General features: G+C 71.4%; 19 protein-coding genes. 3 read left to right on the forward strand and 16 right to left on the reverse strand.

Annotation, left to right across the window (positions count from 1 at the left end):
• A partial coding sequence (locus F4559_RS00005; protein WP_184665537.1) for a DUF3073 domain-containing protein occupies window positions 1-159 on the reverse strand: 159 nt, incomplete at its 3' end.
• A 162-nt stretch (window positions 160-321) separates the two neighbouring features.
• Here F4559_RS00005 and F4559_RS00010 point away from each other — a divergent pair.
• Entirely contained in the window at window positions 322-1,203 is an 882-nt protein-coding gene (locus F4559_RS00010; RefSeq protein ID WP_184665538.1) for a DUF8083 family protein, read from the forward strand.
• On the opposite strand, the gene F4559_RS00015 is transcribed toward F4559_RS00010, so the two are convergent.
• The 5 genes from F4559_RS00015 to F4559_RS00035 all read right to left on the reverse strand — a co-directional run bounded on the left by F4559_RS00015 (window position 1,200) and on the right by F4559_RS00035 (window position 5,859).
• Window positions 1,200-2,399 (reverse strand): MFS transporter, encoded by a 1,200-nt coding sequence (locus F4559_RS00015; RefSeq protein ID WP_184665539.1) that lies wholly within the window; start codon window positions 2,397-2,399, stop codon window positions 1,200-1,202. The genes F4559_RS00010 and F4559_RS00015 overlap by 4 nt on opposite strands.
• 57 nt (window positions 2,400-2,456) lie before the next feature.
• A complete protein-coding gene (locus F4559_RS00020) occupies window positions 2,457-3,038 on the reverse strand; it encodes an RsiG family protein (protein WP_184665540.1) in 582 nt (193 codons plus the stop codon).
• 60 nt (window positions 3,039-3,098) lie between these two features.
• Window positions 3,099-3,938: a beta-keto acid cleavage family enzyme gene (locus F4559_RS00025; protein WP_184665541.1), complete on the reverse strand. Its 840-nt coding sequence runs from the start codon at window positions 3,936-3,938 to the stop codon at window positions 3,099-3,101.
• A 379-nt stretch (window positions 3,939-4,317) separates the two neighbouring features.
• Complete coding sequence (ygfZ, locus tag F4559_RS00030; RefSeq protein WP_184665542.1) at window positions 4,318-5,412, reverse strand: CAF17-like 4Fe-4S cluster assembly/insertion protein YgfZ; 1,095 nt, start codon at window positions 5,410-5,412, stop codon at window positions 4,318-4,320.
• Window positions 5,413-5,859 (reverse strand): Fur family transcriptional regulator, encoded by a 447-nt coding sequence (locus F4559_RS00035; protein ID WP_312865404.1) that lies wholly within the window; start codon window positions 5,857-5,859, stop codon window positions 5,413-5,415.
• Window positions 5,860-5,893: 34 nt separating this feature from the next.
• Here F4559_RS00035 and F4559_RS00040 point away from each other — a divergent pair, with 34 nt between their 5' ends.
• A complete protein-coding gene (locus F4559_RS00040; RefSeq protein WP_184665544.1) occupies window positions 5,894-6,733 on the forward strand; it encodes an aminodeoxychorismate lyase in 840 nt (279 codons plus the stop codon).
• A gap of 52 nt (window positions 6,734-6,785) precedes the next feature.
• Here F4559_RS00040 and F4559_RS00045 read toward each other — a convergent pair whose 3' ends face one another.
• From F4559_RS00045 to F4559_RS00090, 10 genes are all read right to left on the reverse strand, one after another.
• Complete coding sequence (locus tag F4559_RS00045) at window positions 6,786-9,347, reverse strand: glycosyl hydrolase family 18 protein (protein ID WP_184665545.1); 2,562 nt, start codon at window positions 9,345-9,347, stop codon at window positions 6,786-6,788.
• Window positions 9,348-9,453: 106 nt separating this feature from the next.
• Window positions 9,454-10,314: a 5-oxoprolinase subunit C family protein gene (locus F4559_RS00050; RefSeq protein ID WP_184665546.1), complete on the reverse strand. Its 861-nt coding sequence runs from the start codon at window positions 10,312-10,314 to the stop codon at window positions 9,454-9,456.
• Window position 10,315: 1 nt separating this feature from the next.
• Window positions 10,316-10,903, reverse strand: a complete 588-nt coding sequence (gene pxpB / locus F4559_RS00055; protein WP_184665547.1) for a 5-oxoprolinase subunit PxpB — start codon at window positions 10,901-10,903, stop codon at window positions 10,316-10,318.
• An 11-nt stretch (window positions 10,904-10,914) separates the two neighbouring features.
• Entirely contained in the window at window positions 10,915-11,550 is a 636-nt protein-coding gene (locus F4559_RS00060; RefSeq protein ID WP_184665548.1) for a heme-binding beta-barrel domain-containing protein, read from the reverse strand.
• 178 nt (window positions 11,551-11,728) lie between these two features.
• Window positions 11,729-12,028: a DUF1416 domain-containing protein gene (locus F4559_RS00065; protein WP_184665549.1), complete on the reverse strand. Its 300-nt coding sequence runs from the start codon at window positions 12,026-12,028 to the stop codon at window positions 11,729-11,731.
• Between the two features lie 2 nt (window positions 12,029-12,030).
• Complete coding sequence (locus F4559_RS00070; RefSeq protein WP_184665550.1) at window positions 12,031-12,876, reverse strand: sulfurtransferase; 846 nt, start codon at window positions 12,874-12,876, stop codon at window positions 12,031-12,033.
• Window positions 12,877-12,907: 31 nt separating this feature from the next.
• Window positions 12,908-13,342, reverse strand: coding sequence for a DUF4395 domain-containing protein (locus tag F4559_RS00075; RefSeq protein ID WP_184665551.1), 435 nt, complete (start codon window positions 13,340-13,342; stop codon window positions 12,908-12,910).
• A gap of 239 nt (window positions 13,343-13,581) precedes the next feature.
• The gene (locus tag F4559_RS00080) at window positions 13,582-14,001 is read right to left on the reverse strand and encodes a TlpA family protein disulfide reductase (protein ID WP_184665552.1); all 420 of its coding nucleotides are present in this window, start codon (window positions 13,999-14,001) and stop codon (window positions 13,582-13,584) included.
• On the reverse strand, window positions 14,001-14,798 hold the full coding sequence (locus tag F4559_RS00085; RefSeq protein WP_184665553.1) for an LmeA family phospholipid-binding protein: 798 nt from the start codon (window positions 14,796-14,798) through the stop codon (window positions 14,001-14,003). The genes F4559_RS00080 and F4559_RS00085 overlap by 1 nt, the downstream gene beginning before the upstream one ends.
• Complete coding sequence (locus F4559_RS00090) at window positions 14,795-15,589, reverse strand: alpha/beta hydrolase (RefSeq protein WP_312865405.1); 795 nt, start codon at window positions 15,587-15,589, stop codon at window positions 14,795-14,797. The genes F4559_RS00085 and F4559_RS00090 overlap by 4 nt, the downstream gene beginning before the upstream one ends.
• A gap of 104 nt (window positions 15,590-15,693) precedes the next feature.
• Between F4559_RS00090 and F4559_RS00095 the strand changes: the two genes are divergently transcribed.
• On the forward strand, window positions 15,694-16,422 hold the full coding sequence (locus F4559_RS00095; RefSeq protein WP_184665554.1) for a winged helix-turn-helix domain-containing protein: 729 nt from the start codon (window positions 15,694-15,696) through the stop codon (window positions 16,420-16,422).
• Window positions 16,423-16,490 lie beyond the last annotated feature (68 nt).

Raw genomic sequence — 16,490 nt, forward strand, 5'->3', positions numbered from 1 at the left:
GTCCGGCGTCTCGTCGTAGCGTTCATCGCCACGTCGAGTCGCGTCGCCGGAATCGCCGGACAGCTCGCGTTGCAAGGCATCGAAGTCGGTGGCGTGCGTGCTGTATTTCAGCTCCCTCGCCACCTTCGTCTGCTTGGCCTTAGCTCGGCCGCGCCCCATGGCTCGACCCCCTCGCACAGGGACGGGGGCGGCCGGGGGAACGGCGGCCCCACTCGTCTCGACAACTAGTTCCTGGTAACTACCGTACCGTGTCGAAGGGGTTCCCCGCGACGCGGTAGGCGTGAGACATACCGCCGGATCTCCGCGTGGGAGGATGCGCGGGTGCTACGACCGTTCGTCGCCTACCTCAGGGTGTACGAACCGCTGTCGGCTCTTGACGCACCGTTGGCGGAACAGGCCCGCAAGGCCCTCGAAGCCGGGGCGTTGAGCCGAGCGGACGTAGGCGCCCGCGAGCGCGAGCTGTGGCTGCGGTCACAGCTTGCCCGACCGCGGCGCCTGTTGCCCGGTGAGCGCGCCGACGGCGCCGTCGCCCCCGACGCGCCGTTCGACGTGCTCGCGCTCGACCCCGCCGACGTGCCCGGTGACGTGGGCGAAGGCCCGCTGGTGTGCCCGCTGGACCTGCGGGCGCGGTCCGCCGCCGCCCTGGTCGGATTCCTGGCGACGTCGACCGCGCCGCTGCGCGAGGCCGCCCTGTCCGTCGAGCCCGACGAGGTGCGGGCACGGGCCACCGCGGTCATGGCCGAGCTGAACCGGGGTGCCGTCCACGTCATCTCCACGACCTGGACCGTGCCGCTGCCGTGGTTCGCGCTCGTCGAGCAGGACGCCCGGCGGATCGTGCTCACGCCCAAGAACGACCCCGACCGCGAGGTGTCCTGGCGGGTGTCGATGGGCGAGGCGCGGGCACGCGTGGCGCGGGCGCACCGCGTCGTGTCCCAGTCCCTGGGAAACGACGGTCCGGCCAAGGTGCTGTCCGACACCGGCCGCTGGCTCGACCACTTCGCGCCGGACTCGGCGGTCGAACTCGACTACGGCGGCCTCGTGCAGCTGATCGACGACAAGGACCTCCAGGAGGACACGTCCGCCGAGGACGTCAACGCGATCGTGGACGCGTTCGAGAGCGGCGACGTCGAGGAGGTCGCGCTGCGGTACGAACGGCTACGGGAGTTCTGGGGCGAGCCCGCCCGGCGCGAGCGGCACGGCTAGGCCGTCTTCCGGGCGTGTCGCGATCGGCTCGTTCTCCGGGGTGGGCCTTGACCCGCGGTCGAAGCACGGCCCAGCAGCAGCCGGGCGCCGATCGCGGTCACGGCCGCGAGCAGCAGCGCGACGGCCCAGCCGAACGTGTCCGCGACCCAGGCAGCCAGCGGCGGGGTGACCGTGGCGGCCAGGTAGTTCGCCCCGTTCTGCATGGCGATCGCGGTGCCGCTGCGGCCCGGCGGCGCGAGTTCGCCCGCCGCCGTCAGCGCCACGCCGTTCCACGACACGGCGATCGCGGTCGTCGCCACGAACACCGCGCACACCACCCACGTCGGCGCGTCGACCGCCGCCGTGCACAGCCCGAACGCGACCGCGCAGGCCACGGCGAGCTTCCGCAACGGCCCGATCCGGTCGCGGACCGCGTCCGACCACACGCCGACCGCCAGCCGTCCCAAGCCGCCCAGCACCTGGGCGGCGGCGAACAGGCCGGCGGCGGGCCCGACCGGGACGCCGACCCGTTCGACGAGCAGCACGACCATGAGCGTGGCCGCCGTGAACTGGGGGACCACCAGCAGACCGCTCGCGACGCTCAGCCGGATCAGCCTCGGGTCGGCGAGCACGAGACCGGGTGCGCGGGTCGCCCGGACCGCGCCCGGCGGTTCCCGGACCAGCGCCGCCGTGGCCAGCGCGACGAACCCGGTCACGCCCGCGAGCGCCACGAACGCGACCGGCACCCCGGCACCGATCGCCACGCCCGGCAGGACGGCTGCGGTCAGCGCGGCACCGAGCGGCGAGGCGGCCTGGCGCACGCCCATGGCCAGGCCGCGCTTGTCGGTGGTGAACCAGTTCATGACGGCCCGGCCACTGGCCGCGTTGACGCTCGCGCCGCACAGGCCGACGCCGACCAGGGCGACGCCCGCGAGCACCGGACCGCCGACCGCGGTCAGGGCGAGGAAGAGCGCGGCGCCGAACCCGCCGATCGTCATGGCCAGGCGTTCGCCGTGCCGGTCGGCGACCACGCCCCACGGCACGAGCGCGACCATCGTGCCGAGGTTGACCGCGCCGAGCAGCAGGCCGACCTGGGGGAGCGTCAGTCCGAAGTGTTCGCGCAGTTGCGGCGTGAGCGCGGGGAGGCCGAGGAAGACCGCCGCGTTGACCCCTTGCGCGACGGTGCCGACGGCGAGGACGACCCAGCGGTTGGCCATGGGTCGACCGTAGATCGGCTGTTCACTCGATGGGAAAATGTTTCCATCATGTGGTTGCTACTCCTTGCTTCGGCCCGGGTTCACCGGCCAGCCGCGCTCGGCCGCGAGCAGCTCGTCCACCGACGCGCTGCCGCTCTGGTAGCGGCTCGCGATCTCGGCGTTGAGGTGGTCGACCACGGCCTGGACCTCGCGTCGCCGTGTGGACACCGACGACTCCTCGCCGGCGAACGTGCGCAACGCCAACGCCAGCTTGTCGTCCGAGAGCGCGCTCACGTCCGACAGGTCGACGTCGGCCAGCAGCGCCTCGACGTGCCGCTGGTGCGCGTCCGCCCGGGACGGCTCACGGGTCTGGTAGCGGCCCAGCCCGCTCGCCGGTCCGACCGCGTTGCCCGCGAGGATCGAGGCCAACCGGTCGACGACGGCCGCGCCCCCCTCCGTCCGCCTGCGCATCTCCGCTCGCACGATGTCGATCCGGGCGTGCAGGAGCCGGCGCAGGTACGACAGGTCGGTCTCCTCCTGCGCGGCTTCGTCACGGAGCGCGCGCACTTCGCCGAGCGGGAGACGGTCGATCCCCTCGGCGTAATCGGGAGCGAGCACCCGGTCGATCCGGCGGCGCCCGCCAGGACGCACCTCGATCACGTACTCATCCTGAGGTAGTTCGTGCCCACCCGCCAACACAAACCTGCTTCCAAAGTCGTCTCAAACCTGTACCGGGTCGCGCACGCCGAGTAGTGCACGTGCATCGGCCGGTGAAAGTGGCGGTCGCTGCGCGATCCGGGCGAGACCGGCCGCGCGCGCCACCAGTTGTGCGTTGTCACGCACAGGTTGGCCCTGGGCATAGGAGAGGGTGTCCTCCATTCCCACCCGAAGGTGGCCACCCGCCCCCAGGGCCGTGAACATCACCGGGAGTGACGTCCGCCCGATGCCCGTCGCGGAGAACGTGGCACCTTCGGGGAGCAGTCGCAGAGCTGCGGTGAGCGTCTCGGCGTCGCCCGGCATGCCACCCGGCACGCCCATGACCAGGTCGACGTGCACCCGGCCGCCGGCGGGCAGACCGTGGCGGTCCAGCAGTCGGCGCAGGGCGGCCAGGTGGCCGAGGTCGAAGATCTCGTACTCCGGCACGATCCCGCGTTCCCGCATCGCCAGGTGCAGGGAGACGACGAACTCCCAGCGGTTGAGGAAGACCTCGTCCCCGAAGTTGATCGTGCCCATCGTGCAGGACGCCGAGTCGGGCAGGGCGTCGAGCGCCCGCAGCCGGTCGGCCTCCGGGTCGTGCACCGACCCGCCGGTGGAGAGCTGGACGACCAGGTTCGTCTCCGTGCGTAGAGCCTGCACGGTGTCCTTGAGCCGGCCGAGGTCCAACGAGGGCCGCGCGTCGTCGTCCCGGATGTGCACGTGCACCATGGCGGCGCCGACCTGTTCGCAGTCACGCGCGGTCTCCACCAGCTCCGGCAGCGTCACCGGCAGGTGCGGCACGTCGGACTTCGCGTGCTCGGCCCCGGTGGGGGCCACGGTGAGCAGCGTTCCGGGTCGGGACATGCGGTGATAGTGGCACATTCCCTGATCCGGTCAGATGAGGTGAACGGGTGGGAAACCCGGTTGTCGGCACGGTTCGGTATTCCTACCGACCACCAATGGAGCAGGTCGCGACGCGCATATGGACCAACCCGGGTGGTTCTCGCGGTGGTCCGCACCAGTGCGGACTCCTCCGTGCGCACCCCACGTCCGTTCGGCGCACCCCGCCGTGACCGCTTCCCCCGCACCGGTTTCACCCGTCCGGCCTATCGGCGGGACTTCGGGTCCGCACCGGTGCGGACCCGGAATCGTCACCACGCGCCGGCCGAATCGGCGGCTCGGACGGTCGCGTCCCGCCCGCCGCGCACCGTGACTCCGGGTCCGCGGCGGGGAGGGCGTCCGGTCAGGTGCGGCGGGTGAAGCCCTGCGCGGCCTGACGACCCAGGCCCGGCGTGTCCGCGGGGACGGAGTCGGGGTCGACGGTGGCCTGCACGACCCGGTCCTCCGCGCCGACCAGCAGCTCGGTCGACGGGTCGACCGAGCGCTTGACCAGGGCCAGCGCCACGGTGCCCAGCTCGTGGTGCAGGGCGACCGTGCCGACCCGGCCCACGACGCGGTCGCCTGAGGTCACCGGGTCGCCGGTCTCCGGCTGCACCTCGCGGGAGCCGTCGAGGTGCAGCAGCAGCATGCGGCGCGGCGGGCGGCCCACGTTGTGGACCTTCGACACCGTCTCCTGGCCCCGGTAGCAGCCCTTGTCCAGGTGGACCGCCGCGCCGATCCAGTTCACCTCGTGCGGGATGGTCTTCTCGTCGGTGTCCACCCCCAGGCGCGGGCGCAGGGACTCGACGCGCAGCGCCTCGAACGCCCACGTGCCGGCCGGTCGGGCGCCGGCATCGGTCAGCCTGGTCCACCACGCGGCGAGGTCCGCGCGGGGCACGGCGAGGTCCGCCGACAGCGGTCCGGGCCACGGCGTGCGGCGGACGAAGCCCGTCGGCAGCGCGGCGGCGCCGTGGGGCGCGTCCGGCAACGTCAGGTCCAGCTTGTCGAACACCTCGGCCAGGGCGGGGCCGGTGACGCTCAGGATCGCCAGCTCCGGCGTCGCGTCGCGCACCTCGACCTTCGACCAGAAGATCATCTTGGTCAGGTACGCCAGCAGGTCGCCCGCGCGCGCCGACTCGGTGTCCAGGTACACGACGCCGTCGACGTGGGCCACCACGACGTGGTGCTCGACCCGGCCCTGCACGTCCAGGATCAACGCCTCGGTCCCGACCTCGCCGAGCGCCGTGAAGTGCTGGCTGGTCAGGCTGTGCAGCCACGTCAGCCGGTCGGCGCCGCTCACCGCCAGGACCGCCCGGTGGGAGCGGTCGACGACGACGGCCGCGCGCGCCGCCGCCCGCTGTTCGGCGAACGGGTCGCCGAAGTGCCACGGCACGCCCTGGTCGGGTGCGCCCTCGAACGGTGCCACGGCACCCGGCAGGGCGAGCAGCGGTGAGTTCACTCAGGTCTCCTCGGGTACGTAGGACTCGACGCAGGACCGGCACGTCCCCGACAGCGCCAGGTGCCCCGCGTCCAGTTCGAACCCGTACTGCCGCTCGAGTGTTCCGGACAGCGGTTCGAGCAGGTCGCACGGCACCTCGTCGATCCGGCCGCAGCGGTGGCACACCAGGTGCACGTGCTCGTGCTCGTCGATCGAGTAGCTGGGTGCGCCGTGCCCGAGGTGCGTGTGCCGCACCGTGCCGAGCCGGTCCAGCAGGTCGAGCGTGCGGTAGATCGTGGTGATGTTCACGGTGGGTGCCGTCTCCTGCACCCGACGGCACACCTGCTCGGGCGTGGCGTGCCCGAGTTCGCGCACCGCGTCGAGGACCAGTTGCCGCTGCGGTGTCATCCGCATGCCGCGGTCGTGCAGCGTCTTGCGCAGGGCCTTCCGGCCACCGGCGGTCTCCACGGGTCCATCGTAGGCCGTGGGTACCCTCACGGGCATGCGCGTGCTCGCCCTGCCCGACGGAACGCTCGCCGACCCCGACCAGCCGTTCGTCCGCGCCGACGACCTCGGCCTGCTGCGCGGTGACGGCGTGTTCGAGACGGTCCTGGTCGTCGACGGAAAACCCCGCGAGTGGGCCGGTCACCTCGACCGCCTGGTCCGGTCCGCGGCCATGCTCGACCTCGAACCGCCCGACCTGGCCGGTGTCGAACGGGCGGGCCGGGCGGTGATCGACCACTGGACCGGCGGCGAACTGGCGTTGCGCCTGGTCTGCACGCGTGGTGCCGAGGGCGGCGACGGCACGCCCACGGTGTTCGCGCTGGGCTCGGAGGTCGGCGCGAAAGCACGTCGGCAACGCGTCGACGGCGTCTCCGCGATCGCGCTGGACCGGGGTTTCGACGCCGATCTCGCCGAGCGCGCGCCGTGGCTGCTGCTGGGCGCGAAGTCGTTGTCCTACGCGGTCAACATGGCCGCGTTGCGCGAGGCCGAACGCCGGGGTGCCGACGACGTCGTGTTCACGACACCGTCCGGCGAGGTGCTCGAAGGCCCCACGTCCACGCTGGTCCTGGTGCGCGGGCGGACGTTGCGCACGCCACCGTCCGCTTTGGGCATCCTGCCGGGCACGACGCAGGCCGCCCTGTTCGAGGTGGCGGCCGGTGCCGGGTGGACGACCGAGGTCGGCCGGGTCGACGTGGCGGACCTGTACGACGCCGACGCCGTGCTGCTGGCGTCCAGCGTCCGCCTGATCGCCCGCGTGCACACGCTGGACGGCAAGTCGCTTCCGGACTCGTCGGAGGTTCACGCCGAACTCGCGGCGTGCTACGAGTCCCGGTACTGAAAAAGGCCTTTCCCGGGAAGGATTTCCCGGGAAAGGCCTCTTCAGGTGGTGACTACTTCAGACCGGCGTCGACGGCGTTGATCAGGAGGCCGCCGGCGGTGTCGCCGGACATCTCCCAGATCATCGCGCCGAGCAGGCCCTTCGACTTCATCCAGGCGGTCTTCTTCTGGATGGACCAGACGTCGTCGAACGTCCACCACTGGCCGTTGTCACCGGTGAAGCACGAGGTGGCGACGGACGGTTCGTCGTGGACCACGGTGCAGTTCGGCACACTCGCGATCAGGTTGGAGTAGCCGCGCGTGCCGGCCTCCTCCTGGAACTGGCCCGGTGCCGCACCGGTCGCCGACTGCCACTCGCCCTTCTTGCCGCCGTCCTTCACGCCCTGCCAGCCGCGTCCGTAGAACGCGAGGCCGACCGTGATCTTGCGGGGCGGCACGCCGGCTTCGAGGTACGCGTTGACCGTGTCCTCGACGCTGAAGTGGAACGAGTACGGGTCGTCGGCGTCCTTGTACAGGTTGCCCTGGTGGCCCGTGCGGTTCGGCTCCCACGAGTTGTCGCTGCCCGAGCCGTGGAAGTCGTAGCCCTGGACGTTGAAGATGTCCATGGACTTGGCGACCCGGCCCAGCTCCCAACCGGCGTCGATCTTGGCGCGGTCGGCCGGCGTGAACGCCGTGATCTGGTAGCGCTTGCCGGAGGTCTTGGTCAGCTCGTCGAGCTGCTTGCGGAACTCCTCGATCAACAGGGTGTTGTTGACCTTGTCGTTCGGGCCGATGTGGTTGCCCGCGTGGCCTTCGGCGCCCGGCCACTCCCAGTCGAGGTCGAAGCCGTCGAAGATGCCCGCGGCCGTGCCCGGACCGCCCGCCGCGTTGTAGGTCGGCAGGTTGCCCTTGATGTACATGTCGATGCAGGACGACACGAACTTCTTGCGCGAGGCGTCCGTGGCCGCCACGTCGGAGAAGTACTTCGAGTACGTCCAGCCGCCCAGGGAGATCAGCACCTTCAGGTTCGGGTGCTTGGCCTTGAGCTTCTTGAGCTGGTTGTAGTTGCCGCGCAACGGCTCCCAGCCGGTGTCCGCGACGCCGTCGACCGACTGCGCCGAGGAGAACGGCCGGCTGTAGTCGGCTTCCGCGTCGCCCGCGCCGTCACCCTGGTTCGGGTCCTGCGGGTTGGGCGAGGTGCCCTTGGTGACGCCGTGGAGGCAGGTCAGGTTGACCGGGTCGATGTTGCCGAACGCGTAGTTCAGGTGCGTCAGCTTCGCCGCGGTGCCGCTGGTGTCCAGGTTCTTCACGAAGAACTGGCGACCGTAGATGCCCCACTGGACGAAGTAGCCGACCCGGGCGTAACCGCCGACGATGTCCGCCGTGGTCACCTTGACCGGGGTGCTCGCGGCCGAGATGTTGTCGTACAGGTCGCGAGCCTTGACGGAGAACGTGTACTCCGTGGACGGCGACAGACCGCTGACCACGGCGGTCGGCTCCAGGACGGTCGCGGCGACGGTGTCGCCGACGTAGACGTCGTAGTTCGCGACGCCCTTGTTGTCCGTGGAAGCGTTCCACGCCAGCGTGACGCTGCCCGCGTCCTTCGCCGTGCTGCGCAGGTTCGCGGGCACGGTCGGCGCCTGGGTGTCGTCGGCCGGGTTGTTCGTGGTGACCGACAACGCCGTGCTCGCCGCGGACAGGGTGCCCTTGGTGTCCTTGGCCTTCACGGTGAACGAGTACGCGGTGTTCGGGGTCAGACCGGTGATCGTCGCGGCGGCCGTGGTGACCGTGGCGGCGACCGTCGTGCCGTTGTAGACCTCGTAGCCCGCGACCGGCAGGGAGCCGGCCTTGGAGGCGTCCCACTTCAACGACACCGTCTTGGTCGTCTTGACCGGCGAGGTGAGGTTGGCGGGGACCGTGGGCGGCACGTCCGGCGTTCCGTCGCAGTTGGCGTTGTTGATCCGGCAGGTCACCGGTTCGACGGCCGAGCTGAGCTGGAACGTCGGGCTGTACGGCTCGGTGGTCTTCCGCGCCCCGATGGACTTGTTGTAGTGCACCGGGTTGAGGGTGACCGTGTTGCCGGACTGCGCGACGGTGCCGTTGTTCGCGTTGCTCGCGGTGACGCCCGAGGGCAGCGTGAACGTGATGGACCAGTCGGTCAGCGTCGCGTCGGTGTTGTTCGCGACGATGAACTTGCCCTGGTTGCCGTTGAGTTCGAACTCCGCGGCGACCGGTGCCGGTGCGGGGCCGGGACCACCCGAGCCGTCGCAGTTGGCGTTGTTGATGGTGCACGCCGTCGGGTCCACCGCCGAGCTGAGCGTGAACGTCGGGCTGAACGGGTCGGTGTTGCGCCCCGCCGGCAGGTTGCTGATGTAGTAGGCAGGGGTCAGCGTGACCTTGGTGCCGTTTTGTTTGGTGGTCGCGTTCTGCGCACCGCTCACCGTCACCCCGGCGGGCAGGTCGAACTTGATCGACCAGCCCGAGACGGCCGTCGTGCCGGTATTGGCCACGACGAACTTGCCGGTGTTCCCCGTGCGGGAGAACGTGGCGGTGAGGCCCGTGGCGGCGTTGGCGGCCGGCACGGCTAGTGCGGTCAACACGGTCAGTGCAAATAGCGCGGTGGCTAGTCGACGCATGGGTTGTGCTCCTCGATTGCAGGGACAGTCGAGAACCACGGCGGCCAAGGGAGAACGTAGGTCGTCGGTCGGGGTTCCACAATGGGTCTAGACCATTTGCGTCCGTTCAGCCCTGCGGGCGGAAGCGCACCCGTGTACCCGGACGGGCCTGTCCCAATTGGTGCAGCACCTGCGGTGCGACAACGCCGATCACCGGATAACCGCCGGTCGTGGGGTGGTCGGCGAGGAAGACGACCGGTCGTCCGTCCGCCGGAACCTGCACCGCGCCCGTCACCAGACCTTCGCTGGGCAGTTCGGAGTATCGCGTGGATTCCGTGCGGACCAGACTCGTACCTTCCAGGCGCAATCCGACACGATTGCTCTTTTCGGACACCGCCCAGTTCCCTTTGTCGAGCTGCGCGGCGGGATTGTCGAACCATTCGTGGCGTGGTCCCAAGAGGACCGGCACGACCAACTCCGGTGGAATTCGCACCGGGACGAGGACGTCCGCGCCGACCGGCACACCGCGTGCCGCGCCGAGGGGCAGCACGTCGCCCACCGCGAGCGGCCCGGGACCCAGGCCCGAGAGCAGGTCGGCGGCCCGGCTGCCGAGGACCGGCCGCACGTCCACACCCCCGGACACCGCCAGGTAGACCCGCAGGCCGTGTTCGGCACGGCCGATCGCCAACTCGTCGCCGGGCGCCAGGTGGACCGGGCTGTCGACGTCGCGGCCGTTGCGCCGGACCGGCGCGTACGGGCCCGTGACCGCGGCCGTGCAGGAGGCGGACGCGCGGACCGCGAGCCCGCCGATCAGGACCTCGATCCCGGCGGCGTCCCCGTCGTTGCCGACCAGGCGGTTGGCCAGGCCGAGCGAGACCGGGTCCAGGGCGCCGGACGGCGGCACGCCCAGGTGCGCGTGGCCGGGCCGGCCCCGGTCCTGCACGAGCGCCTGCGGGCCGGTGGCCAGGACGGTCAGCGTGCGCGACACCTCAGACCACCTCGAACCGGACGTGGTCGCCCGGCGTGAGCAGGGCCGGCGCCCGCCCGTCGGGATCGAACAGCGGCGCGTCGGTGCGGCCGATCAACCGCCAACCGCCGGGCGTGGCCCGCGGGTAGGCGGCCGTGTACTCGCCCGCGATGCCGACCGCGCCCCGCGGGACCTTCGTGCGCGGCGTCTCCAGACGGGCCTGGTGCAGGACGTCGGGCAGGCCGGTCAGGTAGGCGAAACCGGGCGCGAAACCGCAGAACGCCACCCGGTAGCGGGCCTCGACGTGCAGCCGCACGACCTCGTCGGCGGTGATGCCGGCGGTCGCGGCCACCAGGTCCAGGTCCGGTCCGTCGTAGACCACCGGCAGCACGACCTCGCGCGCGGGCGCCTCGTCGACGTCCGAGGGGTCGAGGTCGGCGAGCACGGCGCGGACCCCGGCACCACCGCCCACCACCAGCACGGTCCGGGCGGCGGGCACCACCTCGACCACCCCGGCGACGTCCCGCACGGCCCGGCGGACCGCCTCGACCTCACGGCCCGAGGAGACCTCGACCAGCACGCCGTCGGCACCGCACCGCAGCAGTCGCATCGGGTCCCGGTTCAGCCCACCACGCGGCGCAGGTGGGCGGACGTGTGCGGCTGGAGGGGCTGTCCGACCATGGCGCGCTCTTCCACGTACGCCAGGTCGCCGTTGTTCACGATGCCGTAGAGCCGCTGCGCCGCGACGACGTCCTTGGCCGTGGCCGTGCGGATCACCGCGTCGGTCCCCAGTTCCCACGACGTCTGCGTGCGCGGCTTGCCGTAGTACAGCTCCACGATCCCGGTGTTGTGCGTGAGCAGCACCTCGATCGTGTCGTCGGGCTGCGGACGCCAGAACCCGGTCTCGCGCGCGGCCGGGCGGATCACCGCGCCCTGCTCGTCGAGCAGCCACGACCGGGCCTCGTAGTAGAGGAACGGGCGGCCGTCGTGCGCGAACGTGACCTGCTGGCCGAACCGGTACGGGCCGTCGATCGTCGGGTACACGACCTCGCCCTCGCCGCGCCAGACGCCCACGAGCGGAAGCAGCGCCAGGCAGGCGTCGTGCAGGGACGGGCCCTCGCGCAGGTTCGCGGTGTCCGCCGGGATCGGCAGGTCGTCGAACTGCGGCAGATTGCGCGAACCGGTCGTCGCGGCCCGCGACGCCGCCGCCTGCACGGCCGCGTCGCCGCTGCCCGGAACGGGCGCGTCGGAGGTCATCAGCGCTGGTCGGAGTACAGCCGGTACACGACGTACCCGGCGAACCACGTGATCAGCAGCGAGACGAACACCAGCAGGCCTGTGAAGAAGTGTTCCACCCGTCGAGTTTATCCCCCGACCCCGGACGCGCGTCGGCCCCGGTGGCGAACACCACCGGGGCCGACTACGGGTACGAACGTCAGGCCGCGACCGTGACCTGCACGGTGTGGACACCCGGACCCTCGGCCGTCACGACCGCCTCGCCGTTGCCCGAGCGGTGCAGGGCGCGGATCGTCCACGCACCCGGCGCCGCGAAGAACCGGAAGTCGCCCTCGGGGGAGGACACGACCTCGGCGGTGAACTCGCCGGTCGAGTCGAGCAGGCGCACGAACGCGCCCTCGACCGGACCGTCCGCCGTGCTCACCTTGCCGGTGAGCACGACCTCGTTGCCGCCGACCTCCACGTCGACACCCTGCTGGGGCGCTCCGCAGCTGCTCATGTTCAGGCTCCCTTGCCGTCGCCGAGCTCCACCGGCACGCCGACCAGCGAGCCGTACTCGGTCCACGAACCGTCGTAGTTCTTCACGTCCTCGTGGCCGAGCAGCTCGTGCAGCGCGAACCACGTGTGCGAGGAGCGCTCGCCGATGCGGCAGTACGCGATCGTCTTGCGCGAGCCGTCGAACCCGGCCTCGCCGTAGATCGCGGCCAGCTCCTCGTCGGACTTGAACGTGCCGTCCTCGTTCGCGGCCTTGCTCCACGGCACGTTGATCGCCGAGGGGATGTGGCCGCCGCGCTGGGCCTGCTCCTGCGGGAGGTGCGCCGGCGCCAGCAGCTTGCCCGAGAACTCGTCGGGGGAACGCACGTCGACCAGGTTCTTGTTCCCGATCGCAGCCACGACCTCGTCGCGGAACGCACGGATCGACAGGTCCTGCTCCTGCGCGGTGTAGTTCGTGGCCGCGCGGGACGGGACCTCCTTGTCCAGGGGACGGCCGTCGAGTTCCCACTTCTTGCGGCCACCGTCGAGCAGCTTCACCGTGGTGTGGCCGTACAGCTTGAAGTACCAGTACGCGTAGGCGGCGAACCAGTTGTTGTTGCCGCCGTAGAGGACGACCAGGTCGTCGTTCGAGATGCCCTTCTCGGACAGCAGCTTCTCGAAGCCCGCGCGGTCGACGAAGTCGCGGCGCACCTGGTCCTGGAGTTCGGTCTTCCAGTCGACCCGGACGGCGCCGGGGATGTGGCCGCCTTCGTACGCGGTGGTGTCCTCGTCGACCTCGACGAACACCACGCCGGGCGTGGTGAGGTTCTCCTCGGACCAAGCGGCCGAGACCAGGACGTCTTCACGGCTCATCGAGCTGCTCCTGTTTTCCTTGAGTTGGTTGCTAGCTGCGTACGAGGGCGGGCGTGAAGCGGCGCAGGAGCAGGAACATCTCGCAGCCGAGGCACAGGCCGAGCGCGGCGTTGAGCAGCGCGGCGACCAGGGCACCGGACGTGGCGACCACTCCGAGCGCGGTGAGACCGGACGCGTACCCGATCGTGCCGACCGCGGCGAACACGAAGCCGACGCCCTGCGCGAACCGCAGGGGGGCGGTCTCCTCGCGTTCGGCGGTCGGCTTCAACCGGGGTGCGACGAAGGACCGGAAGACCGCCGTCCAGGGATTGGCGTTCAACGACACGAACGCGCCGAGGCCGAACAGCACCGCCTGTGCCGCGAGCACGGGCCACGCGCCGGTGAGCAGCACGACCACGAGGACCACCGCGGTGGTCCACGCGGTGAACCGCGGTCCTCTCGGGTCTACGGGGGAGTCCTTCGGCACGGCGATCTCCTGACGAACGGGGACGTGGTCCGGTCCGGGCGGCGGCGACGGTGCGTGCGCACGTCGTCGGGAGCCGTCCGGTCAGATCGCCGCGCGACACAGGCTGCTGCGCACGCGGCACAGGTCCACCGCGCGTCGTCGGGTCAGCAGCAGGGTCACGCCGCGAGCGTAGCCGGTCGTCCCTGCTGTCGGGAGTGCGGTCCACTGGATGGGAGATGCCAGGTTCGTCGTAACGCGACTCACCCCAAATGCGTTCGGAGCGCCTCCGCCAGGGCCTCCCGACGCGGCACGCCGCCGACCCGGAGCAGCTCCGCGCCGGACGCGTCGAACGCGATCGTCGTCGGCGTCCGCAGCACACCCAGGGTGGTCGCGACCTCGGGCCGGTCGGCCACGTCGAGTTCCGCGTGCCGCAGCCCGGGGGTCTTCGCGGCGAGGTCGGCGAGCAGCACGCGCGTGTGCCGGCAGGGCGCGCAGAACGTGGTGGAAAGCTGCACGAGCGTCACGGCGGCGTCCGCGTCGAGCAGGGCGCGCACGGGCTCGGGCAGGTCGACGGTCTTCCGCGCCGCGCGCACCCGCCCGTCACGCACCTTCTTCACCACGCCGATCGCCGCGACCACGAGGACGACGCCGAGCAACGCCCACAGCCCGGTCGTGCTCATCAGAAGGCCGCCTGGTCGAGCGGGATGTCGTTGACCGTGCCCTCGACGGTCAGCGCACCGCTCTCCACCTTCACCGACGTGGGAGTCACCTTGAACGGGAGGTTGCCGGGGTCGACGGTCACGCTCAGGGCCTGCCGCACCGCGCCGAGCACCTCGGCCAGCGCGCCCAGGGACGTGTCGTCGAGCTGCACGTCCGTGGTCGTGATCTGCACCCGGCCGCCGTCGAGCAGCGTGACCACGCCGGTCGCGGTGATCCGCAGCTTGCGGCCGGCGACCGTGGTGTTGCCGCCGAGCTTGACGCCCGCCTGCTTGGCGCTCACCGGGAAGCCGGGCAGCTCGGCGGGTTCGATGGACATGTCGGTGAACGGCGTGACCACGTTGACCAGTCGGTTCACGTCGCTGGCCTTGATCTTGACCGTGCCCTTGACCTGGTCGATCCGCGCGTCGCTGGTGTCGCCGGAGAGCAGCGGGGACAGCCCGATCCGCACGTGGTAGAGGTTGGCCTTGATCTCCAGGTCGCGGAGCTGGTCGTTGACGGGTACGCCGGACGCGCTGATCTCGATGTCGCGGTAGTCGCCCGCGACCGCCTGGGCCAGGAACGGGAACCCGTTGATCCGCACGTGCGGGTCCTCGCTGAGCCCGAACTTCGCGCGCATCTTCTGCGCCACCTGGTACTCGCCGGCGGCGGCGAGCCCGAAGTCGGCCGCCACGAGCAGGCCCACGAGCACGAGCAGCACCACGACGAGTCTGCGCCCGCGCGCCGGTCGGCGTGGGGTGTCGGTCACGGGTGCGGTCATCGGTTCTCCTCAGCGCGCCTGTCGAGCCAGGTCGCGATCCGGTCTACCAGAGCGGGTGTCATCGCGGACTCCGCGTGGCGCACTCCGGGCTCCAGCCACAGTTCGGCGTCGCCGCCCGCCGCGCGGTGCAACGCGGTCGAGTGCGCGGGCGCGAAGTAGTGGTCGAGTTCGCCGTGCACGAGCAGCAGCGGGACGGGCGCGATCCGGTGCACGACCTCGATCGGGCTCTCCGGCGCCACCGCCCACGGGTCGCCGAGCCGCACGCCGAGCGCACGGGCCACGACCCGGCCCTGCGGTTGTTCGAGCAGCCAGTGCACGCGTCGCATGGCCGGCGTCTCGCGCACCCACCAGCGGCTGGGGCTGCTGACCGCGGCGACGGCGGCGGGTCCGGGCACGTGGTCGAGCGCGGCGTGGCGCAGCGCCACCGACGCGCCCATCGAGAACCCGACCGTCACCACGCGTCGGTACCCGAGGTCGTGCGCCAGCGAAACACCGGCGGCGAGGTCGTGGGTCTCGGTGTCGCCGACCGACGACCGGCCACCGGAACGACCGTGTCCCCGGAAGTCGAGGGCGACGACGCCGCCGTGCCGGGCGAACCGGTGCAGCACGCGGGCGACGTAGGGCTTGCGCACGTGGTTGGTGAACCCGTGGCCGACCACGAACGCCAGATCGGCCGCCGAATGGCCGATGTGTACGCCCTGTAGTCGAATGCCGTCGTACGTCCGACGCGCGACCGGAACCGCCGCGGGTGTGATGCCGGTCGGCTGACCTGGGTTTTTCGTGGAACGCACGGGTAGGGTCTCCGGCATCCGCAGGCAACGGGGCCCGGTCACCGTACTTCGCCGCCGGGTGTTCGGTGACCCGACACCGGCCGAATCAGGAGGGCTGGCCCGCGATGAGCATCGACGTGCTGCTGCTGACCGCAGAACCCGACCACGAGACCGTGCTGCCCGCGCTCACCCTGCTCCCGCACGCGGTCCGCCCGCTGCGCCCGGAGGTGTCCGCGCTGCTGGAGGCCGGTCCGCACGACGTGGTGCTGGTGGACGCGCGCACGGACCTGGTGGCGGCGAGAGGCCTGTGCCGGCTGCTCGACTCGGGCGGCGTGGACGTGCCGGTGGTGGCGGTCGTCACGGAAGGCGGCCTGGTGGCCGTGAACGCGGACTGGAACGTGGACGAGATCCTGCTGCCCACCTCCGGCCCGGCCGAGGTGGACGCCCGGCTGCGGCTCGTGCGGTCGCGGCGGGGTGTGGAGAAGCAGGGCGGCGACGGTTCCCTCCAGCTCGGCGAGCTGGTGATCGACGAGGCCACCTACACCGCCCGGCTGCGCGGACGTCCGCTCGACCTCACCTACAAGGAGTTCGAGCTGCTCAAGTACCTGGCCCAGCACGCGGGTCGGGTGTTCACGCGGGCCCAGTTGCTCCAGGAGGTCTGGGGCTACGACTTCTTCGGCGGCACGCGCACCGTGGACGTCCACGTGCGACGCCTGCGCGCGAAGCTGGGTCCCGAGCACGAGTCGCTCATCGGCACCGTGCGCAACGTGGGCTACAAGCTCGTCCGCCCGCCCCGTCAGGGTGCGGCCCGGCGCCCGGCACCCCTGCTCGACGAGCTGGCCCATCGCGGCTGATCCGCGAGTCATACGTTCGGACACCGCGAGTTGTGCGTTCAGGCATCCCGAAACATGCATTCGCGCAC

Source organism: Saccharothrix violaceirubra, assembly GCF_014203755.1.
In the GTDB taxonomy this organism is placed as follows: domain Bacteria; phylum Actinomycetota; class Actinomycetes; order Mycobacteriales; family Pseudonocardiaceae; genus Actinosynnema; species Actinosynnema violaceirubrum.

Excerpts from the sequence above, each read along its gene's own strand:
- F4559_RS00070 (WP_184665550.1), bottom strand. The coding sequence starts at position 12,876 with ATGAGCCGTGAAGACGTCCTGGTCTCGGCCGCTTGGTCCGAGGAGAAC.
- F4559_RS00040 (WP_184665544.1), top strand. The coding sequence starts at position 5,894 with ATGCGCGTGCTCGCCCTGCCCGACGGAACGCTCGCCGACCCCGACCAG.
- F4559_RS00080 (WP_184665552.1), bottom strand. The coding sequence starts at position 14,001 with ATGAGCACGACCGGGCTGTGGGCGTTGCTCGGCGTCGTCCTCGTGGTC.
- F4559_RS00060 (WP_184665548.1), bottom strand. The coding sequence starts at position 11,550 with ATGACCTCCGACGCGCCCGTTCCGGGCAGCGGCGACGCGGCCGTGCAG.
- pxpB (WP_184665547.1), bottom strand. The coding sequence starts at position 10,903 with ATGCGACTGCTGCGGTGCGGTGCCGACGGCGTGCTGGTCGAGGTCTCC.
- F4559_RS00045 (WP_184665545.1), bottom strand. The coding sequence starts at position 9,347 with ATGCGTCGACTAGCCACCGCGCTATTTGCACTGACCGTGTTGACCGCA.
- F4559_RS00025 (WP_184665541.1), bottom strand. The coding sequence starts at position 3,938 with ATGTCCCGACCCGGAACGCTGCTCACCGTGGCCCCCACCGGGGCCGAG.
- F4559_RS00095 (WP_184665554.1), top strand. The coding sequence starts at position 15,694 with ATGAGCATCGACGTGCTGCTGCTGACCGCAGAACCCGACCACGAGACC.
- F4559_RS00065 (WP_184665549.1), bottom strand. The coding sequence starts at position 12,028 with ATGAGCAGCTGCGGAGCGCCCCAGCAGGGTGTCGACGTGGAGGTCGGC.
- F4559_RS00015 (WP_184665539.1), bottom strand. The coding sequence starts at position 2,399 with ATGGCCAACCGCTGGGTCGTCCTCGCCGTCGGCACCGTCGCGCAAGGG.
- F4559_RS00085 (WP_184665553.1), bottom strand. The coding sequence starts at position 14,798 with ATGACCGCACCCGTGACCGACACCCCACGCCGACCGGCGCGCGGGCGC.